The sequence below is a fragment of the Nioella sp. genome, from assembly GCF_965215655.1.
In the GTDB taxonomy this organism is placed as follows: Bacteria; Pseudomonadota; Alphaproteobacteria; order Rhodobacterales; family Rhodobacteraceae; genus Nioella.
Genome location: NZ_OZ244111.1, coordinates 335,327 through 350,799 on the forward strand (window position 1 = coordinate 335,327; position 15,473 = coordinate 350,799).

The following is a 15,473-nucleotide window of genomic DNA, read 5'->3' on the forward strand; positions in this document are numbered from 1 at the left end:
CCCGTGATAGGCTGGCCCAGGACATTCATAAGGTACGACACCATGATCCGTTCCACCCTGACTGCATTTGTCCTTGCCCTCGCGCTGATCGGTGAGGGCACCCCTGCGGATGCGCAACAGCGCGTGAGCGAACAGTTGATCCTGTCTGTGGAGCAAGAATTGCCGAACTATGTTCAGGGGGTAGATGTACGGTCCCTGTCGGAGGGACAGATTGCATCGCTTCATGTCGTTCTGCACAGCAATCGTCCCCCTTCCCGAATCCGGGGGCAGATCATCGCCATTCTTGGCGGGTTGGATGAGTCCCTGTTCGGGCGCAATCTGGCGGCACTCTGATCTCGCGCAATGTCTTGCGCCGTGTCCGCTGCTAGCTTGCAGACATGAGACTCGATCTAACCCTTCTGACACTTGGCATCCTGTTTCTGGTTGGCCTTGCCGCCGATGAGATCGGGCGGCGTACACGCTTGCCCCGCGTGACTTTGCTGCTGCTGGCTGGCGTGGTTGCGGGCAGATCGGGGTTGGATCTTGTACCTGCAGAGGCCGAGGCGTGGTACGAATTCCTGTCCGTCTCGGCCCTGACCATGGTCGCCTTCCTGCTTGGCAGCGCATTGACCCGCCAAAACCTTGCCGCGCATGGAACAGAGATCGTGGTGATTTCAATCAGCATCGTGCTTGTGACGTTGCTGGTCGTTGCGGGTGGTCTGGCACTGATCGGCGTCCCGCTTGGTCTGGCCCTGCTTCTGGGGGCGATTGCCACGGCCACCGCGCCTGCGGCGACCGAGGACGCGATCCGTCAATCGGGCATGACCGGCGCCTTCCCCGACAAGTTGCGGGGTATCGTCGCCGTGGATGACGCATGGGGTTTGCTTGCCTTCAGCCTGATGGCTGTGGCAGCGGGCGAGCTATATGGCAACGGCCATGAAGGGGTATTGCAGGACGCGCTGCGCGAAATCGGCGGGGCGCTGCTGCTTGGCGCTTTCATCGGGGTGCCGGGGGCGATGCTGACGGGCCGGATCAAACCGGGGGAGCCCTTGCAGACCGAGGCGCTCGGGCTTGTCTTTCTGACCGCAGGGCTGGCGATCTGGCTGGAGGTCTCTTACCTGCTTGCGGGGATGACGGCGGGCATGCTGATCGTCAATTTCGCCCGGCATCATCGGCAGGCCTTCCACGAGATCGAAAACGCCCGATGGCCCTTCATGGTGCTGTTCTTTCTGCTGGCGGGCGTGTCGTTGGAACTGGGGCACCTGGCCACCATGGGCGGTCTCGGGCTGGCCTATCTGGCGCTGCGCATTGCAGCCCGCATTATCGGAGGCTGGATCGGCGCGCGGCTTGGGGGGGAAAGCGCAGTGGAGCGTCCCTGGTTCGGTATCGCCCTTCTGCCACAGGCTGGCGTGGCGATCGGCATGGCGCTGGTCGCGGCGGAAAGCTTCCCCGACTGGGGGGATACGATCATCACTTTGACCATCGGAACAACGGTCGTGTTCGAGCTTCTGGGGCCGCCCGCCACGTTGTTTGCGCTGCGCCGCGTTGCCGGGAAAGAAAGCGGCCAGCCGCCTGCAAAGGGGCCTTGATTCCGCCAGTGCGATGGCTTAACCGGTGGCTCCAGTACAGGGGTGTAGCTCAGTTGGTAGAGCAGCGGATTCCAAATCCGCAGGCCGCGGGTTCGAATCCTGCCGCCCCTGCCACTCGAAAAGCCCGGCGGTACTCGCCGGGCTTTTTCTTTCGATCCCGCCCAAAGGCCCTGAGCGGTCACAGATCGTAGTAGTCTCGGTACCATTCGACGAAACGCGCCACGCCATCCGCGACCGAGGTCGATGGTATGTGGCCGGTCAGGCGTCTCAGAAGCGTGGTATCTGCCCATGTCGCGGGCACGTCACCGGGTTGCATGGCCATCAGGTTCTTGCGGGCCGCGCGACCGGTTGCCGCTTCGATGGCCGCGATGAACTCCATCAACGGGACCGGATCTGAATTCCCGATATTGACGATCCGGTAGGGGGCAACGGGTGACAGGCTGTCGCCCTCCGGTGGTGCGGCGCCATCGGTTGGGCGAACCGGGGCAACGTCGATCAGCTTTTCGATTCCGGCAACAAGATCATCCACATAGGTGAAATCCCTCTGCATTTTGCCGTGGTTGTAGACGTCGATCGGCTCATCCGACAGAATCGCGCGTGTGAACTTGAACAACGCCATGTCGGGCCGCCCCCACGGACCGTAGACCGTGAAGAAGCGGAACATCGTTGTGGGCAGGCCGTAGAGATGTGCATAGCTATGCGCCATGGCCTCATTGGCCTTCTTGGTCGCCGCATAGAATGACATCTGCGAATCGGCCTTGTCGGTCTCGGCGTAGGGCATGTCCGGGTTCGCCCCGTAGACCGAACTGGTGGAGGCCAGCAGCAGATGCGCGGGCGGATGGGCGCGCGCGGCTTCCAGCAGGCGGAAGGTGCCGATCAGGTTGGCCTGGACATAGCTTTCCGGTGCCTCGATGGAATAGCGCACCCCCGCCTGCGCCGCGAGGTGGATGACAGCATCGGGGCGATGATCGGAAAACAGTGTTTCCAGCAGGCCGGGCTGTTCGATCCGGTCATTGATGGCCCGAAAGCTACGCGACTGGCACAGCATCGCTTGCCGCTTTTCCTTGAGCGCGATGTCGTAGTAGTCGGTCATCGCATCCACACCGATCACCCGCCATCCGGCATTCAGAAGCGTCGACGAGAGATGGAAGCCGATGAAGCCGGCAGACCCCGTCACAAGTGCGGTGCGCTGTGGTTGGGGCATGTGAAAGGCCTTCGTCATCTACTGAAAAGCGTGATTTTTGCAGTTGTGTACAGGCTTGCAGCAGCTTTGAAAACTGATAGCTCGCATGCCGGTTCGCAGCGTTGACGTGTCAGATTGCAAGCAGACACGTATTCGCCCGGGTATGATTGTATCTTCGGCAGCATACCGCGCGGCGGCGAGAGACTTCTTGTGCCTCATGACAGGGATCGCTAAAGTCAAAGAGGCTGAAAAAGTGGCATTGTGCGTTTCTGTTGTCGCTCGAAACGGCTTTTTATGGGCGAACACCCAAAAAAAGGCATTGTGAAAGTAATCCTGCGAATGTTTCGCGGTTTATAAGTCCGTAGGTAGTTCTGCATGCTGAGCTTGGTCAAATCCCTGACGAGAAATCAGAAAAGAAACGTCCTTCTGATCCTCGACCTTTGCCTGGTCCCGCTCGCGCTTGTTTTTACCTTTGCGGTTCAGGCCGATCCGCGCACGCCTCTGGAAACCCTGTCGTTGCTTCTTCCCGTGCTGCCGTATTTACTGGCTATCGCGGCTGGCGTTGCCATCGCCCTGGGCATTCCACAGATCCAGCTCAATGCCTATGAAGGGCGGGCTTTGGCGAAGACGGCTGTTTTTGCCGCCTATCTCGGGGCAAGTCTGGCGGGATTGGGGTGGCTTTTCCAATTGAACGTGCCGGTTGGCAACAGCATCGTCTTCGCAATCTGCTTCTTCATGTTCTCGGCGGTCAGTCGTGTTGTCATGTATCAGGTCGTGGTTGCGATCTACCGGCGCGAGATACCGCGATGCAGGGTGTTGATCTACGGGGCAGGCACAACGGGCACCCAGTTGGCCACAGCCCTGAGAACCCATGAGGGGATCGACCCGGTTGCCTTCGTGGATGACAACACCGCCTTGCAGGGCGTTCTGATCGCCGGTCTGCCGGTGTACACGCCGGCCAGCATCGCGCGGATCGTTCAGGAAAAGAGCATTCGCCGCGTCCTTCTGGCGATCCCGTCTCTCAGCCAACCCAAGCAGGCACAGATTGCGCGGCGCCTGCAAAAGATGGGGCTGGAGGTGCAGACACTCCCCTCCTTCGCACAGCTGATCGGGGAAGAGCCGCTGGTCGAGAAGCTGACCCCGGTAAAGCCCGCCCAGTTCCTCGGCCGGGCACCCGTTGTCACCTCGCTCGGGGATGAAGGAAACAGCTACTCCGGTCGGACGGTCCTGATCTCCGGCGCAGGCGGCTCTATCGGGGCAGAACTGTCTCGTCAGGTTCTGGCCTGCCGTCCCAAGAAGCTCATCCTGTATGAATTGAGCGAATATGCCCTGTTCAATATCGACATGGAACTGCGTCCGATGGCCGAGGATTCGGGTGTGGAGCTGGTTTCTGTCCTGGGCTCGGTGGCGGACGCACGTCAGGTTCGGTTGGTTCTGGACGAATACCATGTGCAGATCGTCGTGCACGCAGCCGCCTACAAACATGTGTCCCTGGTCGAGGCCAATCCCCTCTCGGGGTTGTCCAACAACGTTCTGGGGACCCAAACCCTCGCAAGAGAGGCCGAGTCCGCCGGCGTGGAACGTTTCGTGCTCGTATCGTCGGACAAGGCCGTGCGCCCGTCCTCCGTCATGGGCGCCTCGAAACGGCTGGCGGAACTGGTGGTGCAGGATCTGGCTATTCGCACCACTGGGACGATTTTCTCGATCGTCCGGTTCGGCAATGTGCTCGGATCCTCTGGTTCCGTCGTGCCGATCTTTCAGGAACAGATCAGCCGCGGCGGGCCGGTCACCGTGACCCATAAGGACGTTCGCCGTTATTTCATGACAGTCCGTGAAGCCGTGCATCTGGTCCTGCGCGCCGGGGCCATGGCCTCTGGCGGCGAAGTGTTCGTTCTGGACATGGGGGAAGAGGTGTCCATTGAACGGCTCGCCCGACAGGTCATCGAGAGTTCCGGATACACCGTGCGGGACGAAAACAACCCGGACGGGGATATCGAGATTTCCTTCATCGGGCTGCGTCAGGGTGAGAAGCTCCGCGAGGAGTTGACGCTTAGCAAGGATCGGCTGACCACGTCTCATCCCAAGATCTTTGCTGCCCGAGAACAGGCCTTGTCCGAGATCGAGGTGGCATCGGCCTTGCGCAGCTTGCGAGAGGCAATTTCCGGCGGCGATAAGGCAGCTGCTTTTGCGGTGCTCGATCGTTGGATCGAGGGCCGCGACGCACAGAATGCTGCGACCCTGCAGGGCGGCAACTAAGCTTTGATAGCGGTCTGTCACCCGAAAGACGCGCTTCGGGCAAAAGCGTCCGAAGCGGCAAAGGCGCAAGCTTGATCATGCCCCGGCGCGCGTGGTCTAAGAACCTCAAAGCAGGAGAACGGGTGTGCGCGGATTTCTAGATTTCGGTGGTATTGCAAAACCTGCCATTGCAGCCGTCACAGTGATCCTTGGCGGTCTCTTCGGCTCTGTTGCGCAGGCCGATATCATCGGCACCCCTGTGTCAGGCCCGCGCCCCACGCTCAACTTCTATGGCACCGCTGGCCTGATCGACATGCCATCGGCCGAGGTCATGCCGGACGGCGAATTCTCGACCACGATCTCGCATTTCGGCGGCATCACCCGCAATACGCTGAGCTTTCAGATATCGCCCAGATTGTCAGGATCGTTCCGCTACTCTGCGACTGAAGGGCTGAACCTTGCCGGGTTCGAAACCTATTTCGACCGCAGTTTCGACCTGCGCTATCAGCTTTTGCAGCAGCAGGAGGGCGGCTGGTGGCCCTCGGTCGCAATCGGGTTGCAGGATTTCGTGGGCACCGGGATCTACGCGGGCGAATATATTGTCGCCAGCCGGTCATTCGGGGATACGCTTACCGTGACCGGCGGTGTTGGTTGGGGGCGTTTGGGCAGCTACAATTCCTTCGGCGCACCGTTCAGCAATGTGCGGCCGAGCTTTGTGCCCGGCGATACCGGCGGCGAAATCTCTTATGATCAGTGGTTTAGGGGCCAGGCAGCTTTCTTTGGCGGCATCGAATGGCAACCGACGGACCGGCTTGGGGTGATCGTCGAGTATTCCTCGGACGCCTACCGGACCGAAACCGCACAGGGCGTGTTCGAACGCCGGTCACCGTGGAACTTTGGTGTCGAGTATCAGGTGAACCGCTCGCTTCGACTGGGGGCCTACTATCTCTATGGGTCCGAAGTCGGTGTGAATCTCGCTTTCAGCTTCAATCCAAGCCGTCCCGTTACGCCAGTCAGCAATCGCCCGGTTCCCGGCCCGTTGGCCATCCGTCCCGATCCGGCTGAAAACCCTGACCTTTGGGCCGTGGACTGGGTAGAAAACCCGCGTGCACGCCCTGCGCTCGGGGAACGGCTTAGGGAAGCGCTCGAAGCCGAGGGGCAGGATCTTATCGCATATGATCTGGGGGCCTATGAGGCAGAGATCCGGATCGAAAACACCCGCTACACCGCCGTTGCGCAGGCGCTTGGCCGGTCCGCGCGGGTGATGGCGGAAATCCTGCCACCTTCGGTCGAAACCTTCCATATCACCCTGCTGGACGAAGGGCTCGCCATCTCTACCCTGACATTGCGCCGGTCGGATATGGAGGCGCTGGAGCAGGAACCGAATGCAACCGAGGCACTTCAGGCGGTTGCAGGCCTGCGGGCTGCGCAGCCGACCGAGGCGGAAGACCTTGTGGATGGCGTGTTCCCCCGCTTCGACTGGTCTCTGAGGCCCTATACGCGGACCAGCTACTTTGACCCTGATAACCCCATACTCATCAATCTGGGTGTGCGTCTGTCTGCGTCCTACGAGTTCCATCCCGGATGGAGAATTGACGGCGCATTGACCCAGAGACTGGCTGGCAATCTCGATCAGGCGCGCACCTCGCCGTCTAATCTGCCGCCGGTCCGGACCAGTAGCCCGCTTTACGACCGGCAGACCGGCATTGCGGTGGAAAGGCTGACCTTTTCTCATGCCCGCAGCCTCGGCAATGATCTTTATGGCCGGGTGACTGTGGGGTATCTGGAGCGGATGTATGGCGGCCTGTCGGCCGAACTGCTGTGGCGCCCGGTCAACAGTCGCCTCGCGCTTGGGGCCGAGATCAACTATGCCCGACAGCGTGACTACGATATGGGGCTGGGTTTCAGGGATTACGGCGTCGTGACCGGGCATGTGTCTGCCTATTACGACATGGCTAATGGCTATCATGTCCAGATTGATGCCGGGCGCTATCTTGCCGGGGACTGGGGTGCCACATTGTCAATCGACCGGGAGTTCCGCAATGGCTGGCGCGTTGGTGCCTTCATGACCCTGACCGATGTGTCGACCGAGGATTTTGGCGAAGGCAGCTTCGACAAGGGGATCCGCTTCTCGATACCCGTGACCTGGTTCACCGGGCAGCCGAGCCGTCAGTCCGTCGGCACCACGATCCGACCGATCACCAGGGATGGCGGGGCGCGGCTTGGCGTGCCTGACCGTCTTTATGAACGGGTCCGGGAAGGGCACCTGGGCAATATCGACGATCAATGGGCGCAGGTGTGGCGATGAAGCGAGTTCTGGCACTCATGGCGCTCTTGGCACTTGCCGGATGCGGGCAGGACGCGGCGAACAGCCCGTATGCGGCTGCGTTCGAGCAGATTCGCGGTGGCTTGTTCAACCGGGGCGATGCGCCCTCGCAGTTTACGGCAACACGCGCCTCGTTGGCCGAGGCTGGCATCACGGCCCCTGTGCTTGTTGTTCGTATGCCGGATGCGGGTATTTCGGTGGGTTTGCTGGAATACGGCACGAACCGCGATGTTACCATCTGGCGCAGCCTCGATGGCAACACCGTCAGCACCGCCGCTGGCCTGTTGCGGAATACGCGGGGATTCGGCACCGATCTGCACAGCCTGGAGACCGAGGCGCTGCATCGCGCCCTGTCACAGGGGCAGTCGGCAGAGTATTCCCGCCTGTTCCGGGCGCTTGACGGCGAGGGGCAGCTTCACGCGATTCGCCTGTATTGTTCGCTCACTCCCGAAGGCAGCGAAACGGTCGACATCCTTGGTCGCAGCTACGCAACCCGCCGGTTTAGCGAGACATGTCATGCGGATGGGCGTGACACACCGGTATTCGTGAACACCTATTGGCAAGGAAGCGACGGTGATCTGTGGCAATCGCGTCAATGGGCTGGTCCGGAATTGGGCTATGCCAATATGGAACGCGTGATAAACTAGCATCTATCGCAAAAATCAGCCGAGACGCGCTTGCGCGGATTGAAACACGACAGGCATCGTGTTAGCTGAAGATAAGTAGTGTATTGGAGACTGACCCGATGAAAATCTCGAAAACCATTTTTGCAGCTACGGCCGTTTCCGCATTCTGCGTGACCGCCGCAAGCGCCCTTACCGTGGACCAGTGTGAACAGCTCGGCGGCAATGTCGATCTGGTAGAAGCTGAGTGCGAACTGACCGCAGCTCAGGAAGAGGAAGCGCGCGCTCTGGGCTGGCTGCCCGGTGGGAGTGCTGCTGCGACTGCAACTGCAACCGGTCTGGGCACCGTCGCAGGCAGCGGTGGCCTTCTGGCTGCCGGTGGCGGTCTGATCCTGACCGCGGTCCTGATCGGCGACGGTTCCTCTTCGACCACGACCTCTGGCAGCTAATCCGTTCGCCAGACGAAAAGAATTCGGGCGGCTCCTTGGGGCCGCCCTTTTCTTTGTAGGCGCGTTTGCGTTCATATCGCGATCAGGGTAATGACGCGCGTGCTGCGCGGCCGGCCTGCCGGGGGGGTGACCTAGCCAGACTGTCCGTCGGATCCTATAAACTTGTGGATCAGTTCGGAAACAGACGGGCTGTGTGCGGGCAGGTTGAAGAACCCATGCCCAACATTCGGATAGCCTACGAAGCTGCAACGATCCGGCGGCCACAAGGCGCAGAACGCCTTTGAGGTGTCGATTGGAACGACATTGTCGTCGCTGCCGTGAACCGTCAGGCAGCGCAGGCTGTTCATCCGATGCCAGCCTTTCCATCGCTGCATCGGAGAGATGTCCGGAAGGCCTTCGGGCGGGATAACGCGATTGCAGAAGCCGCCCTTCGCAGTATCCGTCACGGGATTGAGCAGAATAAGGCCGCTTACCCGGTCGGGCGCAGCAAACACCGCATCCAGAGCCAGAAGGCCACCAAACGACGCGCCCATGACGAACAGCCTCGACCCGAGCGGCGTTTTGCGGCGGCTCCAGTTCAGCGCATGACGGGCATCCGCCAGCATCTGTTTCAGCGTTGCCCCGTTCCGGTTCAGCGTTCGGTATTCAGCGGCGATGATGGTGAGTTCCGGGTGCTCCCTTGCAAGTTCCGTGCAGAAGGGGACCAGCATCTCCGGTCGTCCATCCACCCCGCCCCCGCCGTGAAAGGCGAGGATCCGGGCCTTTTCCCTTCCGCTTGCCGTGCGCACCAACGCGGATTGGCGCCAGCGAATTCTGGTCGAGGAGAAATGCAGAGGCTTCTTCCCTTCCTTCACGAACCCATCATGTTGCGATTGTGATGCTCGATGGCTTCATCAAGGTCTTCGTAGTAGATGGCGCGCCCCCCTTCCAGAACCACACCGACCTCGCACATGTCGCGTAGCTGCTCTGTATTGTGGCTCACCATGAACGCGCCGGCTGTTTCCATCCGCTCCAGGAACAATCTTTGGCTTTTCTCACGGAAAGCCATGTCACCCACCGAGGTCACTTCGTCCACCAGATAGGTGTCGAACGGAATTCCCATGGACACCCCGAAAGACAGGCGAGATCGCATGCCCGAAGAATAGGATCTGAACGGCAGGTAGTAGTGCTGCCCAAGTTCGGCGAATTCTTCGACAAAAGCAGCGAGCTCTTCGGTGTCGACCCCGTAGACACGGGCAATGAACTTGGTGTTCTGGAAGCCCGTCAAATCCGGGTGGAACGACCCCGCAAAGCCAACCGGCCACGAGATCGAGCCGCTGGACCTGATTTCGCCTGAAGTTGGATCCATGGCGCCCGAAATCAGCTGCAGAAGTGTCGACTTCCCAGCCCCGTTGCGCCCCAGAAGAGCCACCGAAATGTTGGTTGGCAGGGCAATGTTCAGGTTGTCGATCACGACCCTGCGCCGCCCGTTCAGGACGAACTCTTTTCGCAGGTTTCGAAACTCGATCATCTTCTCGGTCTCGTCACCGTCTGTCTCTCAGGCTGTATGCCACGAGAATTACCACGGTCCAGATCAGAAAGGCAAAGATGGAGATCGTGATCAGCTTTACCGGTCGATCCGGAAAGCCGGAGCTTTCCGCCAAGGACGGGCGCACATGGGCCGCAAGATAGCGGCTCTGCCGTCGAGCCTCGTTCCGGGCACCATCGAAGGCCGCGAGGGCGGTGGTGTAGGCCTGCTCGGCAAACTCGCGGTCGACCTGCAGGCGCTCGTATTCGCCGACGAGGTCGGCAAAGGCCACCCCCCCCGCCCCACTTGTGCCAAGGACAGCGCGCTCTGCTTCGATGCGGTTTTCGATAACCGTAATACGGCGCTCTGCCTGGGTAATCCTCGGGTCATCGTCCCGCGTGGTTGTGTCCCGAAGAATATCAAGCTCGATCAGCGCTTCGGCCAGTTGCGCCTGCAGGTTTGTCACCAGACCCATCTGGCCAGCCGTGTCAGCCGTCGGATCAACCGTCTGGTTTTCGTTGCGCCATTCAGCGAGGGCAATCCGTGCGCGGGCGAGGCGCTCCTCTGCCTGATCCAGCTCATCTCGGGCGTAACTGATCGCATCCTCTCGGGCGATGGCCGAGAGCTGGTTGATCATCGCGCTGCTTTCTTCGAAAATCAGCTGAGCAATCGACCGTGCTTCCTGGGGTGTGAACGCCAGAACTTCAAGGTCGATCAGGCCGGTGCCGCTGGCATAATAAATGCGCACCTGGCGGTCCCAGTGATCTAGCAGGTCTTCGATGGTGCCGGGCGCGTGGTAGGCAAATACCGGGTCGTCGGCAGGGTCAACGCGCGACCAGATCGACCTGAGATCGAGTTCCGTGTCGATTCTTTCAACAAGCTCCTGACTTTGCAGGAATTCATAGAGGATATCCGTATCGGAAGAGCTTGACCCGGACAGGTTCGTGATACCGCCCAAAAGCTCGATAGCAGAACTGGAATCCTCGGTGCGCACCGAAAAGCCGACACGGGAAATATACTGGTCCGCAGCGCGGAACCAAAGGTAGTAGGCCGAGATTGCCGTCGGCAGGATGACCATGATCAGCAGGGAAAGTACAAGCCCCCAATGCCGTGACCTCCATTTTGCGGTCGCTGCAACCGGTGTTGCTGCACGCTTGGGGCCAGTCTGATTTTCGCCAGGTGCCTCCTTTTTCGCCGCAGGATTTGTCGCGGCCTGAGGAGACGCGGCAGCCAAAGGCGTTACCGGCTTTTCGCCTTTTGCGTTCTCAGACATTTGAGGATTTGCCATGAACAGGAAGACCTTGCAAGGTGGAGATTACTATGACTTCTTGCTAACCAATGACAGCAGCTTTTTCCAGCATCCATTCCACGGGCTTCATATGTCTTCCGTAATCGAATCGACCGCCGGCAAACCGTCGACATCGGTTCGACAGGTTCCTCGTTTCACGTCGGTTCGCACCATCGGGGCCCTGATCTTAAGGGAGATGAACACGAGCTACGGCCGAAACCCCGGTGGATATATCTGGGCAGTGCTTCAGCCCGCAGGAGGCCTTGCGATTATGGTTGCCGTTTTCTCGGTGGGATTCCGCTCACCTCCTCTGGGCACCAACTTCGCAATTTTCTACGCGACCGGTCTTCTTCCTTTCATGGCTTTCATGGATGTTGCGGGAAAGATCGGACAATCGCTGAACTACTCCAGGCCTTTTCTGGCTTACCCCAGGATCTCCTTCATGGATGCCATCATCGCGCGGTTAATACTCAATTCTTTGACTCAACTCCTCGTCAGCTACATTCTTTTCACAATGATTCTCATGCTCTATGAGACAAGAACCACGCTTGAGATGGGCCGGATTGCCCTGGCTTATGCTATGGTCGGATCACTCAGCTTTGGGATCGGTGTACTGAACTGCTTCTTGATGTCTCAGTTCCGTGTCTGGCAGCAGGTCTGGGGTATTCTTATGAGACCGATGTTCCTCATATCGGGGATCTTCTTCATGTATGATGACATACCAGAACCATATCGGTCTTACCTCTGGTACAATCCGCTCATGCAGATTACCGGAGAGATGCGCGCAGCGTTCTATGTCAACTACGGGGGGGAATATGTTTCTCCGGGCTATGTTTTTTCCATTGCCCTGGTGACAAGCGCCTTCGGCCTTCTGTTCCTGCGTCGTTATCACCGGGACATCCTCTATTCCTGAGGCGTGAGAAAGCTGCCCCGACGATCGGACCAAGACAACCACCTTCGGCTGGCTGGCATATTGTCCCTGGGGCTTGCCGTTTCGTCGGGCCAGGAAGACGCGTCGCCTGCCCGGTGTCAGGGTCTGTAATCCTCCGCGATGAACGTCTCGGGCGAAAACTCCGGCTCATCCGTCATCCGGTTGACGGCAGCCGCAAAAACCTTGGGGTTGGAAGGGTCGAGATGTTGTAGCTGCCACGGCGCGAAGCGCCACCAGCGTGATCGCAGTATCGGTGCCGCTTGCTGCATGGGCAGCCGGTATTTCTTGATCGTGGCGGGATTGCCGGCAACGACCGCGAACGGGGGCACGTCCTTGGATACAACCGCGTGTGCGGCAACAATCGCGCCATCGCCGATCGTGACACCGGCCCCGATATAGGCACCGTGCCCGATCCAGACATCGTTTCCAATCGTCGTGATCTTTGCCTTGGTTGCCGGTCCTTGATAGCTGAACTTGTAGCTGTGATAGGCCGCGGCATCCCGAAACCCATTCCCGAGACCATAAAGGCGGTCGCCCAGATAGAAGGCGGGGCTGGTCGAGACCCAGTGAAGCGGGTGGTTTTGCCGTCCGATCTGCACATTCTCCCCGAAGGAACAGTACCGGCCGATGCGGGCTGCAAAACAATACCCGGAAACCTGGTACGAAAATGCGCCAAGGTGAATGGAATGCTCGTACTGGGTCCACTTGAGGCTCGACGGTGCCTCGATCCTGCTGTCACGCGGCAGATTGAGATTCGCGTCGGGGCCACGTGGCAACACTTCAATGCCCTTGCTTTGCAGCGTTTCGATCGGAACCGAGATCATGCTCATTTTGTCGTCACTCCCTGCTCACTCCCTGTCGAGTGCCTGTCTCAAGATGCTTTGCGCCAAATTGTCTTCGGCAGAAAACCCGATCACGTGCCCATTCGCGGCATTCCGCACGGCATCCCCTTGGGCGCCGATGTCGAACGCGTAGACCGGTAGCCCCGTCGCAATGCATTCATGCGTGGTGTAGGAAAAGGTCTCGGGCCAGATCGACGGTATCAGCCAGCGGGTTATGCCATATTTCGCGGCAAGGGAATCGAGCTCGGTGACATGGTAGTTGCCATGTACCGGAACCGTCCGGGGCAAGCTGAATGCCGGGTCGATGTTCCCGATCAGCACGAGCTGGAAGTCGCCCCGTGCCTCTGCAATCCTTGCAAGATCCTGCGCTACGGCGGCCCCTTTCTGAAGGCCGATATTTCCGAGGATGCCGATGACTTCCACGTCTGCGTTGCCCGTCTCAACAAGCGGCACGGGTTGCGCCAAGCTATGCGGAACGACGCGCAATACCGGCTCTGCGCGGGGGTAGGTCGCAAGAACGAGGCTACGGCTGCTTTCGGAAAACACCGTGACCTGATCGGCGGCGTCGATCAGCTGCCCCCATTCTTTCTGCCAGTCGGCCAAAGTGGCTCGGGTGCGATCCGGGCGCCGCGCCATATGCGCACGATCGCTGCGCTCCGGCAGAACCGGACCACGATAGACCCCGTCGGAATCGAGCAGGCAGTAGGAGGGCGAGATCGGAAAGTAGTCATGCACCAGGACTTCCAGTGCGTCTTGCCGGTCATCGGCACGACGCACAAGCCGTCGCATAAGGGCTGGCAGCTCTATCGGATCAGCGTCGCCAACCCCACAGGAATAGATGATCCGCCTTTGGGGCAGCACATCGAGCAGGCGCTCCAGAAAGCCGAAGTCATCGGTTGTTCCGGTGCTTTCGCCATCGGGGGTCCGAACCTCGACCTGAAAGCGCTGAGGCCCGCCAACCCTGACGACAACAGAGGATTGGCCTCGCTGCAACTCGTTGTGAATCCTGTTCAGCAGATAGTGCTCGGCCCCGCCCCCAAGCGAATGCGCGAGGTAGACGGGAACCGGATCGGACGAACGTACCGCCACGAAGGCCATGGCCAAGGCGATTCGCGCGGTGATCATGGGATCGGCCTGGATGAATTCCTGCACCTCCCGGTCATAGGTCGGATAGCGGCTGGCGACGAGTTCGTTGTTCTTCTGGACAAGAGCCTGCTTTTCAGCCGAGCCGAAGCTTTCGCCACCCTTGTGCTCGACGAACAATCCCGCAAGCCCAAGATGCAGCCCCCCCAAGGCGCGCGCTTTGCGGCACCAATCCACCTCTTCGCCGTATCCGCGCCCGAAGGCGGTATCGAGCGTGGGAAGGCGACGCAAAAAGGCGATGTTCATCGCCATGCAGAACCCGACCCCTGTCGGCGCCTGCTCAAGGTCCGCTTGCGGGTGAAACTGTCGGGCCAGTGCGTCGATCGCATCAGCCTCTCCGGGGTTCAGGTCGGTCTTCGTGCAAATGGCCGGAACCGAGAAAATCTCGGCATCGTTGGACATCGGGGTAACCGTTGCGACATTTTCCTGACCGAACAGGGGGGCGATCAGTCGGCTTGCCCAGGCCTCGGGCAACAGCGCGTCCGAGTTCAGCAGCACGACATGGGCGCCCCGCTCAAGCGCGTATTCCAGGCCTTTGTTGACGCTTCTGATAAATCCGAGATTGGCGTCATTCTCGATCAGGTGAACGCGGTCCCTGCGGGAACTGGCCCAGTCACGCAGGAAGGGACGGACGCGCGTGTCGGGGGATTTGTCTTCGATAACCGCCAGTTGCCATGGCAGATCGGTGTGTCTTTCGACTCGGTCCAGCACATCCGGCAGCAGGTCAAACGCATTATACACCGGCAGCACGATGGTGATGGGGGTTTCCCCGAGGCCAGCAGGCGGCGCATGGCCATCATCGAACAAGTTGGTGTGCATCGGCCCTGCAACCGGGTGGGCATCAAGATCAAGGATCGCCTTGACCCGTGCCCGGTGCAACGGGTCTTTGGTGGCCTGCCATTTCAGAATTGACGGGCTGGCACGTAGCAACACCCGGGCAAACCGCAGGCCTAGCCATATCCTGGCCAGTGCCTGCTTGACGGCGGATGGCGTCCTGAGGCGGCATTGGTATTCGGCGTTCCCTTGCCGAAGCGTCAGTTGGAACGGACCCAGGGACAGCGGTGCTCCGACCGAGAAGCCGACCTCTGGGTCGACCCCGAGCGCCGTCGCCACATCGGCACGGTTCAGATGTGGCCGCTGAACAAGCTGCCCTCCGTGCCATGACAGAACGATCTGATCCGCCGTCGTCCACCCGTTGAACTGAATGCGGTTGCCGTGGATTACCGTGCTTTCGACATAGCCTAAACGAGCGCCGTCGACCTCGGGCAGAGCCGCCCCCCTGCCTGTGATCGCCAAATGCCGGTCAGCGTATCGGGCGAACAATCCACGGATTCGGTTGAACACAGTCAATCCCTGCACTTGCCGCGAAACCCCCGGC

Annotated in this window: 13 protein-coding genes and 1 tRNA gene; 8 read left to right on the forward strand and 6 right to left on the reverse strand. The window is 60.0% G+C overall.

From position 1 onward, the window contains the following. The first annotated feature begins 42 nt into the window (after positions 1 to 42). The 3 genes from ACOOEX_RS01695 to ACOOEX_RS01705 all read left to right on the forward strand — a co-directional run bounded on the left by ACOOEX_RS01695 (position 43) and on the right by ACOOEX_RS01705 (position 1,682). Positions 43 to 333, forward strand: a complete 291-nt coding sequence (locus ACOOEX_RS01695; protein WP_420396842.1) for a hypothetical protein — start codon at positions 43 to 45, stop codon at positions 331 to 333. Between the two features lie 44 nt (positions 334 to 377). Next, positions 378 to 1,568 carry a cation:proton antiporter gene (locus ACOOEX_RS01700; RefSeq protein ID WP_420396843.1) on the forward strand — a complete coding sequence of 397 codons (1,191 nt, stop codon included), beginning with the start codon at positions 378 to 380 and terminating at the stop codon, positions 1,566 to 1,568. Between the two features lie 38 nt (positions 1,569 to 1,606). Continuing rightward, positions 1,607 to 1,682 (forward strand) — tRNA-Trp (locus ACOOEX_RS01705). A 64-nt stretch (positions 1,683 to 1,746) separates the two neighbouring features. On the opposite strand, the gene ACOOEX_RS01710 is transcribed toward ACOOEX_RS01705, so the two are convergent. Further along, complete coding sequence (locus ACOOEX_RS01710; RefSeq protein ID WP_420396844.1) at positions 1,747 to 2,772, reverse strand: NAD-dependent epimerase/dehydratase family protein; 1,026 nt, start codon at positions 2,770 to 2,772, stop codon at positions 1,747 to 1,749. Positions 2,773 to 3,126: 354 nt separating this feature from the next. Between ACOOEX_RS01710 and ACOOEX_RS01715 the strand changes: the two genes are divergently transcribed. From ACOOEX_RS01715 to ACOOEX_RS01730, 4 genes are all read left to right on the forward strand, one after another. Continuing rightward, positions 3,127 to 5,007, forward strand: a complete 1,881-nt coding sequence (locus ACOOEX_RS01715) for a polysaccharide biosynthesis protein (RefSeq protein WP_420396845.1) — start codon at positions 3,127 to 3,129, stop codon at positions 5,005 to 5,007. Positions 5,008 to 5,131: 124 nt separating this feature from the next. Continuing rightward, the gene (locus tag ACOOEX_RS01720; protein ID WP_420396846.1) at positions 5,132 to 7,294 is read left to right on the forward strand and encodes a YjbH domain-containing protein; all 2,163 of its coding nucleotides are present in this window, start codon (positions 5,132 to 5,134) and stop codon (positions 7,292 to 7,294) included. Further along, on the forward strand, positions 7,291 to 7,959 hold the full coding sequence (locus tag ACOOEX_RS01725) for a YjbF family lipoprotein (RefSeq protein WP_420396847.1): 669 nt from the start codon (positions 7,291 to 7,293) through the stop codon (positions 7,957 to 7,959). The genes ACOOEX_RS01720 and ACOOEX_RS01725 overlap by 4 nt, the downstream gene beginning before the upstream one ends. A gap of 98 nt (positions 7,960 to 8,057) precedes the next feature. Further along, positions 8,058 to 8,384, forward strand: coding sequence for a hypothetical protein (locus tag ACOOEX_RS01730; protein ID WP_420396848.1), 327 nt, complete (start codon positions 8,058 to 8,060; stop codon positions 8,382 to 8,384). A gap of 131 nt (positions 8,385 to 8,515) precedes the next feature. Here the strand turns inward: ACOOEX_RS01730 and ACOOEX_RS01735 are convergent, their stop codons facing one another. Genes ACOOEX_RS01735 through ACOOEX_RS01745 form a run of 3 tightly spaced genes read right to left on the reverse strand, consistent with a single transcriptional unit; the run spans position 8,516 to position 10,969 of the window. After that, positions 8,516 to 9,238, reverse strand: coding sequence for an alpha/beta hydrolase (locus ACOOEX_RS01735; RefSeq protein ID WP_420396849.1), 723 nt, complete (start codon positions 9,236 to 9,238; stop codon positions 8,516 to 8,518). Continuing rightward, complete coding sequence (locus ACOOEX_RS01740) at positions 9,235 to 9,894, reverse strand: ABC transporter ATP-binding protein (RefSeq protein ID WP_420396850.1); 660 nt, start codon at positions 9,892 to 9,894, stop codon at positions 9,235 to 9,237. Before ACOOEX_RS01740 ends, ACOOEX_RS01735 begins: the two co-directional genes overlap by 4 nt. A 13-nt stretch (positions 9,895 to 9,907) precedes the next feature. Continuing rightward, positions 9,908 to 10,969, reverse strand: coding sequence for a capsule biosynthesis protein (locus ACOOEX_RS01745; RefSeq protein ID WP_420396851.1), 1,062 nt, complete (start codon positions 10,967 to 10,969; stop codon positions 9,908 to 9,910). 208 nt (positions 10,970 to 11,177) lie between these two features. Here ACOOEX_RS01745 and ACOOEX_RS01750 point away from each other — a divergent pair, with 208 nt between their 5' ends. Continuing rightward, positions 11,178 to 12,092, forward strand: a complete 915-nt coding sequence (locus ACOOEX_RS01750; RefSeq protein ID WP_420396852.1) for an ABC transporter permease — start codon at positions 11,178 to 11,180, stop codon at positions 12,090 to 12,092. 116 nt (positions 12,093 to 12,208) lie between these two features. On the opposite strand, the gene ACOOEX_RS01755 is transcribed toward ACOOEX_RS01750, so the two are convergent. Next, positions 12,209 to 12,940, reverse strand: a complete 732-nt coding sequence (locus tag ACOOEX_RS01755) for a CatB-related O-acetyltransferase (RefSeq protein WP_420396853.1) — start codon at positions 12,938 to 12,940, stop codon at positions 12,209 to 12,211. Between the two features lie 18 nt (positions 12,941 to 12,958). After that, positions 12,959 to 15,391 carry a glycosyltransferase gene (locus ACOOEX_RS01760; RefSeq protein WP_420396854.1) on the reverse strand — a complete coding sequence of 811 codons (2,433 nt, stop codon included), beginning with the start codon at positions 15,389 to 15,391 and terminating at the stop codon, positions 12,959 to 12,961. Positions 15,392 to 15,473 lie beyond the last annotated feature (82 nt).

Excerpts from the sequence above, each read along its gene's own strand:
- ACOOEX_RS01695 (WP_420396842.1), top strand. The coding sequence starts at position 43 with ATGATCCGTTCCACCCTGACTGCATTTGTCCTTGCCCTCGCGCTGATC.
- ACOOEX_RS01700 (WP_420396843.1), top strand. The coding sequence starts at position 378 with ATGAGACTCGATCTAACCCTTCTGACACTTGGCATCCTGTTTCTGGTT.
- ACOOEX_RS01710 (WP_420396844.1), bottom strand. The coding sequence starts at position 2,772 with ATGCCCCAACCACAGCGCACCGCACTTGTGACGGGGTCTGCCGGCTTC.
- ACOOEX_RS01715 (WP_420396845.1), top strand. The coding sequence starts at position 3,127 with ATGCTGAGCTTGGTCAAATCCCTGACGAGAAATCAGAAAAGAAACGTC.
- ACOOEX_RS01725 (WP_420396847.1), top strand. The coding sequence starts at position 7,291 with ATGAAGCGAGTTCTGGCACTCATGGCGCTCTTGGCACTTGCCGGATGC.
- ACOOEX_RS01730 (WP_420396848.1), top strand. The coding sequence starts at position 8,058 with ATGAAAATCTCGAAAACCATTTTTGCAGCTACGGCCGTTTCCGCATTC.
- ACOOEX_RS01740 (WP_420396850.1), bottom strand. The coding sequence starts at position 9,894 with ATGATCGAGTTTCGAAACCTGCGAAAAGAGTTCGTCCTGAACGGGCGG.
- ACOOEX_RS01745 (WP_420396851.1), bottom strand. The coding sequence starts at position 10,969 with ATGGTCATCCTGCCGACGGCAATCTCGGCCTACTACCTTTGGTTCCGC.
- ACOOEX_RS01750 (WP_420396852.1), top strand. The coding sequence starts at position 11,178 with ATGAACAGGAAGACCTTGCAAGGTGGAGATTACTATGACTTCTTGCTA.
- ACOOEX_RS01755 (WP_420396853.1), bottom strand. The coding sequence starts at position 12,940 with ATGAGCATGATCTCGGTTCCGATCGAAACGCTGCAAAGCAAGGGCATT.